Annotated in this window: 12 protein-coding genes; 4 read left to right on the forward strand and 8 right to left on the reverse strand. The window is 65.2% G+C overall.

Annotation, left to right across the window (positions count from 1 at the left end; genetic code table 11):
* The first annotated feature begins 55 nt into the window (after window positions 1–55).
* A complete protein-coding gene (gene meaB / locus IC234_RS18925; RefSeq protein WP_394354895.1) occupies window positions 56–1,069 on the forward strand; it encodes a methylmalonyl Co-A mutase-associated GTPase MeaB in 1,014 nt (337 codons plus the stop codon).
* Here meaB and IC234_RS18930 read toward each other — a convergent pair.
* Complete coding sequence (locus tag IC234_RS18930; protein ID WP_190927736.1) at window positions 1,053–1,520, reverse strand: hypothetical protein; 468 nt, start codon at window positions 1,518–1,520, stop codon at window positions 1,053–1,055. The genes meaB and IC234_RS18930 overlap by 17 nt on opposite strands.
* A 432-nt stretch (window positions 1,521–1,952) precedes the next feature.
* Between IC234_RS18930 and IC234_RS18935 the strand changes: the two genes are divergently transcribed.
* The gene (locus IC234_RS18935) at window positions 1,953–3,578 is read left to right on the forward strand and encodes a S8 family serine peptidase (protein ID WP_190927738.1); all 1,626 of its coding nucleotides are present in this window, start codon (window positions 1,953–1,955) and stop codon (window positions 3,576–3,578) included.
* 42 nt (window positions 3,579–3,620) lie between these two features.
* On the opposite strand, the gene IC234_RS18940 is transcribed toward IC234_RS18935, so the two are convergent.
* From IC234_RS18940 to IC234_RS18965, 6 genes are all read right to left on the reverse strand, one after another.
* Window positions 3,621–6,191 carry a DUF5916 domain-containing protein gene (locus tag IC234_RS18940; protein ID WP_190927740.1) on the reverse strand — a complete coding sequence of 857 codons (2,571 nt, stop codon included), beginning with the start codon at window positions 6,189–6,191 and terminating at the stop codon, window positions 3,621–3,623.
* Between the two features lie 208 nt (window positions 6,192–6,399).
* Window positions 6,400–9,222 carry a M56 family metallopeptidase gene (locus tag IC234_RS21935; protein WP_223827781.1) on the reverse strand — a complete coding sequence of 941 codons (2,823 nt, stop codon included), beginning with the start codon at window positions 9,220–9,222 and terminating at the stop codon, window positions 6,400–6,402.
* Window positions 9,209–9,634 (reverse strand): BlaI/MecI/CopY family transcriptional regulator, encoded by a 426-nt coding sequence (locus tag IC234_RS18950; protein ID WP_190927743.1) that lies wholly within the window; start codon window positions 9,632–9,634, stop codon window positions 9,209–9,211. The genes IC234_RS21935 and IC234_RS18950 overlap by 14 nt, the downstream gene beginning before the upstream one ends.
* A gap of 196 nt (window positions 9,635–9,830) precedes the next feature.
* On the reverse strand, window positions 9,831–10,208 hold the full coding sequence (folB, locus tag IC234_RS18955) for a dihydroneopterin aldolase (RefSeq protein ID WP_190927745.1): 378 nt from the start codon (window positions 10,206–10,208) through the stop codon (window positions 9,831–9,833).
* Between the two features lie 182 nt (window positions 10,209–10,390).
* Window positions 10,391–11,461, reverse strand: a complete 1,071-nt coding sequence (locus IC234_RS18960; protein WP_190927747.1) for a DivIVA domain-containing protein — start codon at window positions 11,459–11,461, stop codon at window positions 10,391–10,393.
* A gap of 80 nt (window positions 11,462–11,541) precedes the next feature.
* A complete protein-coding gene (locus tag IC234_RS18965) occupies window positions 11,542–12,480 on the reverse strand; it encodes a WD40 repeat domain-containing protein (protein ID WP_190927750.1) in 939 nt (312 codons plus the stop codon).
* A 69-nt stretch (window positions 12,481–12,549) separates the two neighbouring features.
* On the opposite strand from IC234_RS18965, the gene IC234_RS18970 reads away from it, so the two are divergent.
* Both IC234_RS18970 and IC234_RS18975 read left to right on the forward strand, forming a co-directional pair.
* Window positions 12,550–13,236, forward strand: a complete 687-nt coding sequence (locus IC234_RS18970; protein ID WP_190927752.1) for a 4'-phosphopantetheinyl transferase family protein — start codon at window positions 12,550–12,552, stop codon at window positions 13,234–13,236.
* Window positions 13,237–13,275: 39 nt separating this feature from the next.
* Window positions 13,276–13,857 carry a redoxin domain-containing protein gene (locus tag IC234_RS18975; protein WP_190927754.1) on the forward strand — a complete coding sequence of 194 codons (582 nt, stop codon included), beginning with the start codon at window positions 13,276–13,278 and terminating at the stop codon, window positions 13,855–13,857.
* Between the two features lie 204 nt (window positions 13,858–14,061).
* Here the strand turns inward: IC234_RS18975 and IC234_RS18980 are convergent, their stop codons facing one another.
* Window positions 14,062–14,895: a transglutaminase-like domain-containing protein gene (locus tag IC234_RS18980; protein ID WP_190927757.1), complete on the reverse strand. Its 834-nt coding sequence runs from the start codon at window positions 14,893–14,895 to the stop codon at window positions 14,062–14,064.
* Window positions 14,896–14,919 lie beyond the last annotated feature (24 nt).

Below are 14,919 nucleotides of genomic sequence, written 5' to 3' on the forward strand. Positions count from 1 at the left end.
CAGACTGCCGAAACGTCCGTTCTTTGCCTGCGCAAGCTAGCGCCTACCCGTCAATATTTTGCTTCCCAAACGTCTTTCCGCCGCCGAATACGCCGCCGGCATCCGGGCCGGCTCCCGCACCGTGCTGGGCCGCGCCATCACGCTGGTCGAAAGCACCTTGCCCGCCGACCAGCGCCTGGGCCAGGAGGTGCTGCAGGCCCTGCTGCCGCACACCGGCCGCAGCCTGCGCGTGGGCATCACGGGCGTGCCCGGCGTCGGTAAAAGCACCTTCATTGAGGCCCTGGGCCGCTATCTGGTCGAAAGCCGGGGCAAGAAGCTGGCCGTGCTGGCCGTAGACCCCAGCAGCCAGCGCGGCGGCGGCAGCATCTTGGGCGACAAAACCCGCATGCCCTGGCTGGCGGCGCAGGCGGCGGCCTTCATTCGGCCCTCCCCGGCCGGGCGCAGCCTGGGCGGCGTGGCCCGCGCCACCCGCGAGGCCATGCTGCTGTGCGAAGCCGCCGGCCACGACGTCATTTTTGTCGAGACCGTGGGCGTGGGCCAGTCCGAAACCGCCGTGCACGGCATGGTCGACTTCTTCCTGCTGCTGCTGCTGGCCGGCGCCGGCGACGAGCTGCAGGGCATGAAGCGCGGCATCATGGAAATGGCCGACGCCCTGTGCATCACCAAAGCCGACCAAGGCAACGAGCAAGCCGCTCGCCGCGCCAAAGTCGATTACCAGAGCGCACTGCACCTGTTTCCGGCGGCGCCCTCGGGGCAGGTGCCGCCGGTGCTGCTCACGTCGGCGGTGAGCGGCACGGGGCTGGCCGAGGTGTGGCAGGCCATCGAAGGCTACGCCGCGGCCACGCAGCAGTCGGGCTACTTTGAGCAGCGCCGCCAGCAACAGCAGCTGCAGTGGCTGCACCAAAGCATCGTGCAGGAGCTGGAAGCGCGCTTTTATGCCGATGCCGCCGTGCATGCCCGCCTACCGGCCCTGCAACAGGACGTGGCCGCCGGAAGGATTACGCCCTTCGCGGCGGCCACTCAACTGCTGGACCTGACGGGCACGGCCGGGGCTACATCCCCGCGCTAGCCACCACGTTTTCGACGCGGCGCGTGGTGAGCTCGCGCACGGCGATGGTGGAGGCGCCGGGCGTTTTGCCGTCCACGTCCACGGTGTAGCGGTAGCGCTCGGGGCCCACCTGCATCATCACGGCGTAGCGGCCCGTGGGCAAATCATTGAAGCGCAAGCGCGTGCCGTAGGCAGGCACCCGGTGGGACTCGTTCAGCACCCAGCGGCCGTTGTCGAGGTGCACCACGCGCAGCACGATGGTCTTTAGTGCGGGGTTGTTGATGCGGACGCGCAGGCTTTCGCTGTCGGGCTGGCTCACCTGCACCGGCTCCTGGGCCAGCGTTTGGGCGTGGGCGGGACGGGCCAGGCCGAACAGGACCATCGCGCCAAGGAGTACGGGACGAGCGCCTTGGGCAGCGGCCGAAACCTGGGTGGCAAATTGTGCGGGGCGGAGGTTGGAGAGGAATTTCATGGTTTTTGCAGAAAAAAGGGTTGAGAAGGAAGCGAAGGACCGCCCCTGGGAAGCCGGCGCCAGCAGTGGCTCTTGTCCGGTTTTGAGCAACTGCTGCCCAAGGGTATTGAGAGTGATTCTATTTGCGTGCCAAACGCATAATTATTTGATAATCACTAAAATAAACAAACACTTCGCATGTTCAGCCGCTAAAAATCTGTCCGCTTCCGGGCACTTGTCCGCTTCCGGCCGCAGAGGGAGAGTTTTGTGGCAAGGCCCACCATTTTCATGCAGAATTAGCTCGGCGGCCTTGCAGGGAAGATGCGGGCGGTGGTGGGGCGGTTGCCTTGCCCGCTATTTTTTGGGGCCGCCGAAGTGGTGGTTTTCAAATAGCTTCGCCGCGTCGTAGTATCGGCCCGGTTTTTCTTTTTCACGTTTCACGTTTTGGTTTTTATGGCGTTTGCTGCTCGTTCGCCTTATCCTCGTTTGGCCCTGCTGGGCCTGCTCACGTTCACGGCCTTCGGCAGCCGCGCCCAAACCGGCGAAGCCGGGCGCCGCTGGCAGCACCTCGACCTGCAGGCCGACGGCGTGCCGGGCATCAGCGCCGACCGCGCCTACCGGGAGCTGCTGGCCACCCGCACCCCCGCGCCGGTGCTCGTGGCCGTTATCGACTCGGGCATCGACTCGACCCACCAGGACCTGAAGCCCATCTTGTGGCGCAAGCCCTCCGAAGTAGCCGGCAACGGCCTCGACGACGACAAAAACGGCTACGTGGACGACGTGCGCGGCTGGAACTTCCTGGGCGGCAAAGACGGGCAGAACATTGCCGTGGAAACGCTGGAACAAACGCGCATCGTGGCGCAGGACCGGGCGCAGTTTGAAGGCGCCAAACGCAAAAAGCTCTCGCCCGAAGACCAGGCGAAATTCGACCAGTACCAACGGGCCAAGAAGGCCTTTGAGAAAGCGGTGGACGCCGAGAACAAGGAGTTGGCTTACCTGAAGGAGGCCTTTGCCAGCAACACGTTTTCGTTTGGCAAGGTCAAGCAGGCCCTGAACGTGGCGGTGCTCGACACGGCCGTACTGCGGCAGGCCATGGTTTCGCGGCCCGATGTGCCGAGCGCCAAGTCGTTGTACGCGTACCTGCGCCGCACCCATTTCGGCAGCACCGACGAGGAGCTGAAGGCGCTGGAAGAGGCCCTAAACCGCTCGCGCAACCGCGTCGAAAAAAGCCTCAACCCCGCCTACAACCCGCGCCCGCTGGTGGGCGACGACGTGACCAACCTCACCGAAACCGGCTACGGCAACCCCGACTCGCAGGGGCCCGACGCCAGCCACGGCACGCACTGCGCGGGCATCATTGCGGGGGTGCGCGGCAACCAGCTCGGGGCCGACGGCGTGGCTCCGGCCACGGTGCGCATCATGAGCGTGCGCTCCACGCCCAGCGGCGACGAGCGCGACAAGGACGTGGCCAACGCCATTCGCTACGCCGTCGACAACGGCGCCCAGATTATCAGCATGAGCTTCGGCAAAGACTTTTCGCCGAACAAGGAGCTGGTGGACGCGGCCATGCAGTACGCCGACCAGAAGGGCGTGCTGCTGGTGCACGCCGCCGGCAACAGCAGCCTCAACACCGACAAGGAGCAGAACTTCCCCTCCTACCGCTACCTCAACGGCCAGGACATTCCGAACCAGTTGACCGTGGGCGCCAGCAGCCGCCTCAATACCCCGGCCCTGACGGCCACGTTCTCCAACTATGGCCAGCAGACGGTGGATTTGTTTGCGCCGGGCGTGGACATCTACTCCGCCACCCCGGCCAACACCTACTCCACGTTCAGCGGCACGAGCATGGCGGCGCCGGTGGTGGCTGGGGTGGCGGCGGTGCTCAAGGCCTACTTTCCGCAGCTCACGGCCCTGCAGCTCAAGCAGATTATCCTGCAATCGGCGGTGCCGTACCACACGCAGGTGTACAGGCCCGGCACCAAGCAGCTGGTCGATTTTGCCACGCTCTCGCGCACCGGCGGCATCGTGAACCTCTACGAAGCCGTGAAGCTGGCGGATAAAATGACGACGCTGAAATAACGCCCTGCACTGCCGGAGCTACCCCGCGCCTCCGCCCGCGGCTTACCCGCGCCGGGGCCGCAGGGCCAGGTAGTCGAGGTAATACAGCACCTTCACCGACACGTTGTTGTTGTGCGGCGTGTTGATGGTGTTGCTCAGGTTGTCGAAGTAGAGCGGCGTGGCGGCGTTGGCTTCGAAGAAAGACGCGCTGGCGTTTTTCCAGACGATGCTCACCTGCGAGCCCGGCGCAAACCACCACGAGTACACGGCGTCGATGTTGAAGGCGTTGAAGGTGTTGTCGCGGTTGCGCTGGTAGGCGGGCTCGGCCGTTTCGACACCATCGGGATGCAGGCGCGTGAAGTCGCGGTAGTGCACGTTGCTCACGTAGTGCCGCAGCCGGATGTTGAACGACATGCGGTTGGTGAAGGTGTAGGTGCCGGAGGCCGTGTTGGTGAAGGTGGTGACGTGGCGGCGGCCCAGCAGCACGTCGGCATCGGCGCCGCCGAAGCTGGTGAGGAAGCCGTTGTCGTAGGGCAGGCTGCCGTCGAGGCCGCCGGCGTAGCCAATCTGGTTCTGGTTGCGCTCCATGCTCAGCGCGTAGATGAAGCTGAGCTGGTTGCTCACGCGGTAGCGCGGGCTCAGCGTGAGCGACATGGAGTAGCGGCCGGTGCGGTCGCCGTCGGCGGCAAACAGCCGCACGCCGCCGCTGATGTCGTAGGCGAATTTCTTGCGATAGTCGGACGAGATGAAGCCGCTCAGGCCGGTGTTGGCCGGCTTGCGCACGTAGTAGCGGCCCAGCGGCGCACGGCGCGGGTCGTAGTAGTCGCGGGTGGTAGGGATGGCCGAAAAATCGACCCCCACGCTGAGAAAATTCTTGGTAAACGTGGTGTTGCCGCCCGCGTAAAATCCCAGGTCCTGATACAGCGCGGGGCGCTCCAGCAGCGAGTAGCTCAGGTTGGCGTAGGTGTTCAGCCGGTTCACCTTCCAAAACGGCTTGTAGATGCGGTAGTTGGCGTAGAGGCTCTGCGAGATGTTGTTGTTGCCGAAGAGCAGGCCCAGGTCGTTGGGGTTGTAACTGTGCGACTCGATGCCGTGGTCGGCGCCCCAGGTGAAGTTGCCCGAGATTTTGTTGAAGCCCACGTAGTATTTGTAGCCGTCGCGGTCAGCTACTTCCTCGTTGCGGCCGAATACCTGGCCGCGGCGGTTCGAATACACCACGCCTCCGTTCACGGCGTAGGTATTCTTCTGGTTGGCAAGGCGAAACAGGGCACTGGTCACGTTGGCGTCGTAGGTCTGGCCGGCGCGCGTCACGTTGGTGTTGATGAGCGAGACGTAGGAGTTGTTCTTCAGGCTCTGGTCGAGCACCACAATGTTGTAGTTCGAAAACGGCTGGGTCAGCACGTCGCGGCGGGCGCCGCTGGTGCTGTCCTGCACCGTGGCGTACACGTCGTTGCTGATGGCGTTGAACACCCCAATGCCCAGCCCCTTGCTGGTACGGCCCGATACCTTGGTGGCATTGAGCAGGCGCGTCACGCCCGGGTTCTGCACAACGAATTCGCCGCCCGTGCGGCTGCCGTCGAACTGCCGGGCACCGGTGCGCAATTGCCCGCTCACGCCGCCAAAGCCAATGGGCGTGGCCCCCACCCTTCGGGAATAAAACAGGTTGCCTTTGTTAAACAGCTCGGTGCCTTCGGTGAAAAACGCCCGGTTTTCGTTGTATTGCACTTCGAAGGGCGAGAGGTTGAGCACTTGGTTGTCGCTCTGCACCTGCCCGAAGTCCGGCACCAGCGTGGCATCGAGTGTGAAGCTCTCGTTGATGCCCCACTTCACGTCGGCGCCGCCGTTGAAGCTGGTGGTAGTGTTCTGCTTGCCCTGTTCGTTGAAGGGGTAATGGTTGAGGTAGGTGCTCACGTAAGGCGTGAGCGAGAGGCGCAGCGGCGGCTTGAGGTCCTTCAGCCCGGTCAGCTCGCCCCACTGGTTCACGAAGCCACTCACCTGCGGCTTCACTTCGTTCCAGAAAAACTTCTGCCGGCTGGCCCGCCGCTGCCGCCCAAAGTTGAGCCCCCACACCTGCTCCGGGGCTTTGCTGAAGCGAATGGCGGAGTACGGAATGCGCAGCTCGGCCACCCAGTCGGTGCCGTGCAGGGCCGTGCGCGAGTCCCACACGGCGTTCCAGCTGCCGTCTTCGCCGTTGGCCGGCGACTGGCGCATGTCAACCTGCACCCCGCCCGACGTCACGATGAACTCGTAGCCGTTGAGGTGGTCGTTATACGTATCCACAAACACCCCGAACCAGTCCGAATTGCCGATGTTGTCGCGGTTGCTGAGCTCGCGCAAAATCGAGTCCTGCGCCATGTCGTGCATCGTGGCGCCCACGTAAATGGCGTTGTCGTCGTAGAGCACGCGCACCTCGGTGGGGTATTTTTCGGGGCGGCCCGGCGTGGGCTCCAGCTCGGTAAACTGCGTGGCCACGGGCGCCGACTGCCACACGGCCTCGTCGAGCACGCCGTCGAGCTTGGGCGCCGCGCTGATGCGCACGGCCTGCAGCTGGCGTTTGGGGGCAGGGGCTGTCGCCCCACTGGCAGCCGGCGCGGCGGGGGCCTGTCCCCGGGCTACGCCCATTCCCAACATCATTCCCCAAAACACCAATAAAAAGCGGCACATAAACCCGTTTCTCTAAAAAAAATACTTGCGAAGAGGCCAACAGATGCCGCCAGGGCCAAATAGTTGCTTGTAGCGCAGAAAATGTTGCTCCTTGAGCTTCGGCCCGGCTCGGACGCAACAAGGGCCGGCTTCCCCGCGGGAAGCCGGCCCTTGTTGCGTCTAAATAGCCCTGAGCTACTTAGTCAAGCGAAATGCCCATGTTGTAGTTGCTGCCTTCGCGGGCGCCCATCAGCTTGCGGTACTTGGCGGCCACGTCGTCCGGCTGCTTTTTGCCGTTCACCGTGAGGCCCGACGCGTTGAGCTGCAGCTGGAAACTCTTGTCGTCGGCGCCAATCAGGCCGTCTTTGCGCAGCTCGCTTCGCAACGCCTCCGAATCGACGCGGGGCGGCGGGGGCGGCGGCGGGGGCGACATGGGTGCCGGCGGCGCCATCGGAGCCGGCGGCGCCATCATCGCGCCGGGGGCCTGCGGCGCGCGGGGCGGGCGCGGCGGCCGGGGTGGCCGCGAGCCGTCGCTGTCGCGGAACGTCGACTGGCTGCCGTTGCGGTTGATGGTCATCGACCCGGTGGGGCCCATTTTGCGGCCGGGGTGGGTGGCTTCGTACAGCTTCAGGTATTTCTGAAACACCTTTTGCGGCTGCTCTTTGCCGTTCACGGTGAGGCTGCTGGCCGTGAGCCGAAGCTGAAAATTTTCCCGGTCCTTAATCAGGCCATCTTTCAGCAGCTGGTCCACCAGGGCGTCGTCCTGCTCGCGGCGGCGGTCGGCCCGCTCCCGTTCCCGGTCAGCGCGCTCCCTTTTTTCTTCCCAAATGCGCTCGCGCGCTTCCTCGCGGCGCACCCGCTCGTCTTCCTGGCGGTCGAGTATCTCCTGCTGCCGGTCATGCTTTTCCCGTTGCCGGTCCACCAAGGCCATTTGCTGGTCCTGCAGCTCCTGCTCGCGGTCACGCAGCTGCTGGGCCATCTCCTGGTCGTCGGCCCCGCTCAGGCGCAGGCGGCGGGTCGAAGAAGCCTCGTCGAGCTGCCGGAGCTGGGCCTGCACCTTGCTCAGGCCCTGGTTGATGCGCTTGCGCTGCTCGGCGCTCAGGCCCTTGGCGGTGCTGGCGTCGCGCAGGGCGCGCTCGGCGCTGCGCAGGGCTTCGCGCTGGCCCTCGCCGTCTTGCAGCGGGCCCTGCGCCGTGCCCGGCTGCAGGCGGTAGACGCGGCTCAGCGAGCCGCCGGGGGCCAGCTTCAACCGCTGGAAGCTCCGGCTGCCGTTCAGCGTCAGCGGCTGAAACGACTGGTTGCGCAGGGGCTCCAGTTCCTGCATCTGGTACCGAAAGGTTTCGCCGGCCCCGGCGCTGCGCTCGAACAGCCGCCGCTGGGCATCGGCGTCGCTGCGGTACACGAAGACCCGCGCGTCGGGCGCCGTCGGCATCGGCACAATCTGCACCAACTGGTCCTGGCCGTCGCGGTCCTGCTTGGCCTTGATTTTGAGTTTGCTCTTGCCGGTTTCGGTTTCGATGCGCTGGCCGTTCACCACGAGGTCGGTCACCCGGCCTTTTTTGTCTTTGGTGATGACCACCGTGCCGGGATTGCCAACGTACGGCAGCGGGGCGAAGGGCGGCAGGCTGCGGCTGGCGCGGCGGTCCCGGCGGCGGGGCCGCGGCCGGTCCTGGTCGGAAGCGTCGACGTTCCGGTTCACGGTGATTTCGCGGCGCTCCTCCGTCGGCTGGTTCACGGTGGCCGTGGTGGTCGTTGTCGTGGTAGCGGTGTTTTTCACGCGCTTGGTGGTGTCGGCGGCGGCGGCTCGGGGCGCGGCGGGGCCGGTCTGCCAATCGGCCACCGAAGCGGCGGGCCGGGCCAATGGGCCGGCCAGGGCCACGCTGCTGCCCAGCAGCCCCAGGCCACCCAGCACCAGTGCCCCGGCCATGAAGCCCTCGGCCAACGTGGGCGCGGCCGGGCGGCGCTGCACCAGGCGGCGCACCCGGTTGAGCAGGGCGCCCCGGCCGCTCATGGCCGCCAGCGCCAGGCGCGGCGCGGTGGGCACCACGGCGCTCTGGCTCCATTCGGCCAGGGCCGTGAGGGCGCGGGCCAGCCGCAGCGAATCGCCGCCGCACAGGGCCGTGGCCGCGTCGTCGCAGCAGTTTTCGCGCTCAGTGCGCACGCACCTGCCCATAAACCACACCGCCGGGTGGTAGAAAAACAGCGCTTCGGCCACCGTTTGCAACAGGTTCACGAGGTAGTCGCGGCGCAGCACGTGCGCCAGCTCATGGGCCAGAATGGCTTCCAAATGCGCCACCGACAGGCCCGCCACCGCACCCAGCGGCAGCAGTATCACGGGGCGCACGTGGCCCACCACCAGCGGCACCTGCACCAGCGCCGATTCTAGCAGCGCCACCGGCCGCCGCAGGCCGCTACGGGCCGAAATGGCGGCCAGCCGCTCGTGCCAGGCCGCGCTCACGGCCCGCACCCGGTAGCGCTTCAGGCGCTGCACATACAGCAGGCCGCCCAGCATGCGCAGGCTCATGGCCAGCAGGCCCAGCAGCCAGCCCACCACCAGCAGCGGCAGGTGCTTGTCAAAATAGCGCAGCCCAGCCAGCAGCCAATTCGCCGAAACCGCCGGGGCCACATCTGCGGCCGCCTGTGGGCCGGCCGCGGGCGCCGTGCTGCGGGCGCCGGCTTCCACAATCGGCCGTGGAGCAGCCGTGGCTGCGCTTACCCAGGTTGGGGCTTCTGCCTGCCGCAAGGGCAACTGCGAAACCTGCACCGCGGCGGGCCAGCCCTTTTCGCCCTTCACCGAATCGGCCCGGAAATACAGCCCAAACGTGATGCCGGCCAGCGCCACCATCATGCCCAAGGCTCCGGCCGAGGCCGCGTAGCGCACCTCGGCCCGCTGGCGGCGCAGCAGCAGGAGCGCGCCGGCCAGCACGGCCGCCACCAGCGCCCCCTGCCACAGCGAGTGCAGCAGCGTCCAGCCCAAGGCCCGCGTCAGCGCGGGCGAAACGAAATTCTCAAGCGCGGTCATCGTCGTCGGGGTTAGGGGTGGAATTTTGGATTTCAATGTCGTTGAGCAGGCGGCGAATCTGAGCCAGTTCGTCGGCCGACGTCTGGCGGCTGCCCAGGGCCTGCATCACCAGCTTCAGGGCCGAGCCGCCAAAGGCCGCGTCCACGAACTTATCGAGGAGCAAGCCCTGGGTTTCCTGCTCGCGCACCGCGGCCCGGTACACGTGGCTGCGGTCGGCGTCGTCGCGCCGCACCAAGCCTTTTTCCAGCATCAGCTGCAGGATTTTGAGCGTGGTGGTGTAGCCCACTTCCGCCTGGCGGCGCTGGCTGAGGCTGTCGTTGATGGCGCGCACGGTGGCGGGCCCGTGCTGCCAGAGCACGTGCAGGATTTCCAGTTCGGAATCCGTAGGTTTGGGGGGCGGGGCTTTGCTCATGCTGCTGAAACGTGAGGTTACTACGAATTATTTCGTAGGATAAAGCAAAGGTGTTACGAATAGCTTCGTAGTTGCAAGCAATACCTACGAAATAATTCGTACAACAACCCAAAATACTATTAACGCCTTATAAAACAAGACGTTAATTTTTTTCATCTTTAGGGGGCAAACTGAGTACGAGCAATGCGCCCTGTGGCTATTCGGCCGGGCCGGCTGCCGGGCGCCGCTTGGCCAGCGTGACGCGGGCGCGGTGGCAAATGCCGCCCAACGGCGGGTTAAACTTGCTCACGCTCACCTTCACTTTGCGCACGTGCGGCAGCTCGGCCATGATGCGGTCGAGCACGCGGTGGGCTACGTGTTCCAGCAGCCGGGCGGGGGCCCGCATTTCTTCGGCCACCAGGCGGTAAAGCACTTCGTAGTTCACGGTTTGCTGCAGCTTGTCGGAAGCGCCGGCCGCCAGCAGGTTGGTGCTGATGTAGAGGTCGACGCCGTACTTATTGCCGATTTTCTGCTCCTCGTCGTAGTACCCGTGGAAGGCAAAGAACTCCATGCCTTCAAGTGCAATCTGGCCCATGTGATGAGGGGTGTGGTGGTGGGGTGAGGTACCGCGCCGCAGGCAAATCAGCCATGCGGCACGGCAAAGGTCCGCCACAAAAAAGAAAGCCCGTCCTTTCGGACGGGCTGTTCAGCAAACCTCAGCAATACTACATCCGAAAACCTCGCGCAAAACGAACTTCGGCGCGGCCAAGTAGCAGGCTAGATTTCGTCGAAGAAAGACTTTTCTGCCACCGCAGCTTCGGCCGTTACAGGGGCTTCGGCGGTGGCGGGGGCAGCCGCGGCCATGCCGGGGTGCGTCATGGGCTGGGGCTGGGTGATTTCGGGCCGGTCGGGGCCAACGGGACGAATGTCGGGGGCGGTGGGTTCCACGCGCGGGGCGCCGGGCTGGGGCACCTGCGAGGGCGCGGGCTGCTCGATGTTGGGTGCAGGCGAAATGCCGGGGTTTTCGGCGGGCGCGTTGGGGCGCTCAATGTCGGGATGCGGGGCCGTGCCCGGGTCGGGCTGCTGGCCGGGCTTGGGGTTGTAGCCGGTGGGCTGGGCAGCCTGCTCCAGCTGCTCCTGGGAGCGGCTGCGGGCGTTGGGCGCGAAGGCGGCTGGCGTGGCCGCAGCTACGGCAGCAGCGGAAGAAACGGAGGAGGCGGAAGTGACTTGCATGGCGGGCGTGGGCTCAGGAGTGGCGTCGGCGGCCGGTTCTTTGGGCCGCTCCACGTGTACGCGCGCGGCGCGGGAAAGGATGGCCGCCGTGCCGCCCTTGGGCCGGTTGCGGGCCTTTTCCACCTTATCAAGGGCATCGGAAGCCAGGTGGTGCAGGTCGCGCACCAGGGTGTCGAGCTGCTGCTCCAGGCGCTGGCACTCCTGGCCCAGGCCGCCCACTTCGCGCTGCATGTCGGCCACCGTTTTTTCGGCCTGCTGGTAGGCCTCGTCCACTATTGTGCGGGCCCGCTGGCGGGCGTCGTTGAGGATGGTTTCGGCCTGAAACTGGGCTTCGCGGATGCGGAGGTCGGCGTCGCGCTGGGCTTGTTCGGTGATGTTGTTGCTGGTGTCCTCGGCCGTTTTCAGAGTGCGGTAGAGGCTGCTTTCTACTTCGCGCATCTTCTGCACGTCCTGCTGGGCGTGCTCCAGCTTGAGGCGCAGCTCGCGGTTTTCGTCGCCCATTCGCTCCCACTGCTGCGAGATGGTGTTCAAGAAGGCTTGCACCTCGTCCTTGTCAACCCCGCGAAAGGATTTTTCAAACGTTTTCTGGCGGATATCGAGGGCGGTGATTTTCATTTTTCAGTTAACAGTTATCAGTGAGCAGTTAACAATTCAGAAGAATAACGTGAACGCGAAGCAGGTTTTCTGCTAACTGTTCACTGATAACTGCCAACTGCCAATTGCCAAACCGCCAAGCTGCGGTCGTCGCTACACGAAACTAGCCGGTTTTGGTTGCCCGGCCAAACCAGCCGGTTCACCGACGTGCCGTGCCCGGCCGACCTCACCCGGTCGAGCACGCGCAGCAGCGTCAGGGTGGCCGCGTCCCAGAGCTTGATGCTCTTGTCGAGGCTACAGGAGGCCAGAAATTGGCCATCCGGGCTAAAGGCCAGGTGGTTGATGGTGTACATGTGGGCGGGCACGGTGCCGGCCAGCGCGTAGCCGGCGGCCACGTCCCAGGTGCGAATCTGGGCGTCGCGCCCGGCCGTGAGCAGCCGCGCGCCATCGGGCGAGTACGCCACCGAAAACACCGAATTGGTGCTTTCGCCCAGGGTGAATTTGGTTTCCAGCGAGTCCAGGTCCAGAATGCGGGTGAGCGCATCGGAACTGCCCACGGCCAGCTCGCCGCGGCCTTCGTGTAGGGCCAGGCAGCGCAGGCTTTTGTCGGCGAGGCGCAGGAGTTTTCCCAGCCGAAAGTCGGGCAGGGCCAGCACGGCCAGCGTGCCGTCGCCGAGGGCCACGTATAGGCGCTGCCGGCTTTCCGAAACCACGATTTCGAAGATGGCCACCGGGGGCAGGGCCGTGGCGTGCGCCAGCTTGCGCCCGGCCAGGTCGATGGCCTGAATGCCTTGGAAATTGTGCCCCAGCACCAGCATGTTGAGGTGCGGCAGGTGGCGCAGGGCGTACACCGAGTTTTCGACGCGGGCCAGCAGTTCGCCGTCGCGCGTGGGCTCGGCGGCGTCCCAGGCCACCACCATGCCATCGGCGCTGCCCGAGTAGATGGTGCTGCCGCCGCCCAACGTGAGGGCGTACACCGCGTCGCGGTGGCCGGCCAGGGTGGCTATTTTGGCAACGGGGGGACGGAAAATTTCTGACATACGGGCCCTGCAAAGGTAGCTTTGTTTGGAAGTAGGGCCGCTCCGTCGTCCTTGCCTCCTCTCCTCACCATGCCCCTGCACTCTCTCCAGCGCCTCTCCCCTACCGTCTTGCTGGGCCTGTGGCGCCTCAGCGAAACGCCCGCCGACCTGTGGCCGCTGCTGCCCCGGGCCGAGGCGTACCGCGCCCTGCTGCCCGCCACCGCCGACGGCAAGCGCCAGGCCCAATGGCTCGGCGGCCGGGTGCTGATACACCGGCTGCTGGCCGAAGCCGCCCCGGCGGTGGCCGCCGCAGTGCAAGTGCACAACGACCCAACCGGCCGGCCCTGGCTGGACGGCCCCGGCGCCGAGTTGACCGTTTCGCTCTCGCATTCGGGCGCCTGGGTGGCCGCCATTCTGGCCCGGGGCGGCCGGGCGGGCGTCGACATCGAAGAAATTCGCGACAAAGCCCAGCGGCTGGCCAGCAAATTCCTCGCCCCGGCCGAATGGGCCGCCGCCCAGGCCGCCTGCACCACTGCGGCCGAGGCCAGCACCCACTACACCCTGCTCTGGAGCGCCAAAGAGACGCTCTACAAGCTGGCCGCGCAGCGGGGCATCATTTTTAAAACGCAGCTTTTGCTGGGCGAATTCGAGCCGCGCGCAGCCGGCCACATCCCCGCTACGCTGGTACTGAGCGACTTTGAGACGCGGCACTGCATTTGCTATTCCCAACCGTCGCCGGGCTACGTGCTCACGTATTGCCACGAGTCGCCGGCGTAGGCCCCGGCCCTTACATTTGATTTCGTTAACCCGTTTGCCATGTCTTTCCGCCGAATTTCTATACTCGCTGCCGTGGCCCTGCTGGCCGTGACGCTGGCCGTGGGCGTGGCCCGTGCCCAAACCGGCCCCACTGTGGCCGATTTCACCCTCAAAACCGCCGCCAACGCCGACGTGTCCCTCAAGAGCTATGCCAACGACAAGGCCGTGGTGGTGGTATTTCTAAACCCGGCCTGTGCCTTTTCGCGCCTCTACCAGGAACGGCTGGCCTCGCTCAGCAGCAGCTACCGCAGCCGGGGCGTGCAGTTTCTGTTCATCAACGTGCCCATCAACCTCGACGCGCCCGGCACCGCCGCGCCCGGCGAAGTGGAGCTGCCCACCCTCACCGACGCCAGCCAGCAAGTGGCCAGCCTGCTCGGCGTGAGCAAAACCGCCGAGGCCGTGGTGCTGCAACCGGTGGCCGGCGGCTTCGCCATCCGCTACCGCGGCGCCATCGACGACAACCCCCAGGTGGCCAGCAGCGTGCAACAGTATTACCTCAAACAAGTGCTCGACAACGTGCTGGCCGGCCGTCCCGCCGGCGTGGAAGACAAGCGCGCCGCTGGCTGCCTGATTAAGCGGTAAGGGAGGGCCATCCGCGCCGCCTGTCATTGCGAGAAGGCACGACGAAGCAATCCGTCCTGTCAAAACCAGACACTTTTAAGACGTGAAAAGCCCCGGCACTGCGCAGTGCCGGGGCTTTTATTTGAGTTTGTCACATAGTTAGGCTTATCGCTGAGAACAGGACGGATTGCGTCGCTGCGCTCGCAATGACAAGACGTCTGGCTGCTACTCCAGAATGCTCAGCAGCACGGCCACTTCGGCGGCTTTCACGGGTTCCTGCAGCTTCTCGAAGCTCATTTGCAGGTTGCGCAGGGCGCGGCGCACGATGTCGATGTTGGAGCAGGGCTCGTAGAACATCGGGTTGGAGGAGATGTTGAGCTGGCTCACGTAGTGCTCGATGTCGGTGCGCGAGAGCACGAGGCCGCGGTTGTAGCAGTTGATGTAGAACGGCTCGGCGCCCTTGAGTTCGGGGCGGAAGGTGAGCACGAACAGGTTGGGCAGGTTCACGCCAAACACCGGCAGGTTGAGCCGCTGGGCCACCAGCAGGTAAATCACGCACAGCGTGAGCGGGTTGCCGCGCTTGGTTTCAATCACGCGCTGCAGCATGGAATTGGCCGGCGAGTGAAAGTGCTGGGTGTTGGCCGCGAACTTGTGCACCCGGAACATGATGTAGTTCAGGGTTTGCACCTGGTCGGCGGGGTGCATGTCGGGGCGCAGGGCCGTCCAGGCCTCGAAGCGGAGCTGCTCGATGGCGCGGTTCAGGGCCTGCAGGTCGGCATCGGGATATTGATACGTGTTCAGCAGCCACATGCCTTCCAGCAGGTCGGTGGCGCCGGCTTCGCGCCACACCTTCAGGCGCTGCTGCAGCCCCTCAAATTGCAGGTGGTGAATCAAATCCTCTAGCCGCTGCTGCTGCTGCCCGTCGAGGGTTTCTTCCCACGACTCTTCCAGAAACGGAATGATGCTCTCGCCGAGGTTCTGGATTTTGTCCTGAATCTGGGGCGCGATTTCCGGGTCGTCGAGCAGCGAAATGAGGGCTTTAATTTCTTTGTTGGTCATTGCAGAAGAAGGCACGGCAAGGCA

The organism is Hymenobacter armeniacus (genome assembly GCF_014699055.1).
GTDB lineage: Bacteria > Bacteroidota > Bacteroidia > Cytophagales > Hymenobacteraceae > Hymenobacter > Hymenobacter armeniacus.

Coding starts and splice junctions, on each gene's coding strand:
- IC234_RS18960 (WP_190927747.1), bottom strand. CDS start 11,461: ATGAAAATCACCGCCCTCGATATCCGCCAGAAAACGTTTGAAAAATCC.
- IC234_RS21935 (WP_223827781.1), bottom strand. CDS start 9,222: ATGACCGCGCTTGAGAATTTCGTTTCGCCCGCGCTGACGCGGGCCTTG.
- folB (WP_190927745.1), bottom strand. CDS start 10,208: ATGGGCCAGATTGCACTTGAAGGCATGGAGTTCTTTGCCTTCCACGGG.
- IC234_RS18950 (WP_190927743.1), bottom strand. CDS start 9,634: ATGAGCAAAGCCCCGCCCCCCAAACCTACGGATTCCGAACTGGAAATC.
- IC234_RS18965 (WP_190927750.1), bottom strand. CDS start 12,480: ATGTCAGAAATTTTCCGTCCCCCCGTTGCCAAAATAGCCACCCTGGCC.
- IC234_RS18935 (WP_190927738.1), top strand. CDS start 1,953: ATGGCGTTTGCTGCTCGTTCGCCTTATCCTCGTTTGGCCCTGCTGGGC.
- IC234_RS18980 (WP_190927757.1), bottom strand. CDS start 14,895: ATGACCAACAAAGAAATTAAAGCCCTCATTTCGCTGCTCGACGACCCG.
- IC234_RS18975 (WP_190927754.1), top strand. CDS start 13,276: ATGTCTTTCCGCCGAATTTCTATACTCGCTGCCGTGGCCCTGCTGGCC.
- IC234_RS18970 (WP_190927752.1), top strand. CDS start 12,550: ATGCCCCTGCACTCTCTCCAGCGCCTCTCCCCTACCGTCTTGCTGGGC.
- IC234_RS18930 (WP_190927736.1), bottom strand. CDS start 1,520: ATGAAATTCCTCTCCAACCTCCGCCCCGCACAATTTGCCACCCAGGTT.
- IC234_RS18940 (WP_190927740.1), bottom strand. CDS start 6,191: ATGATGTTGGGAATGGGCGTAGCCCGGGGACAGGCCCCCGCCGCGCCG.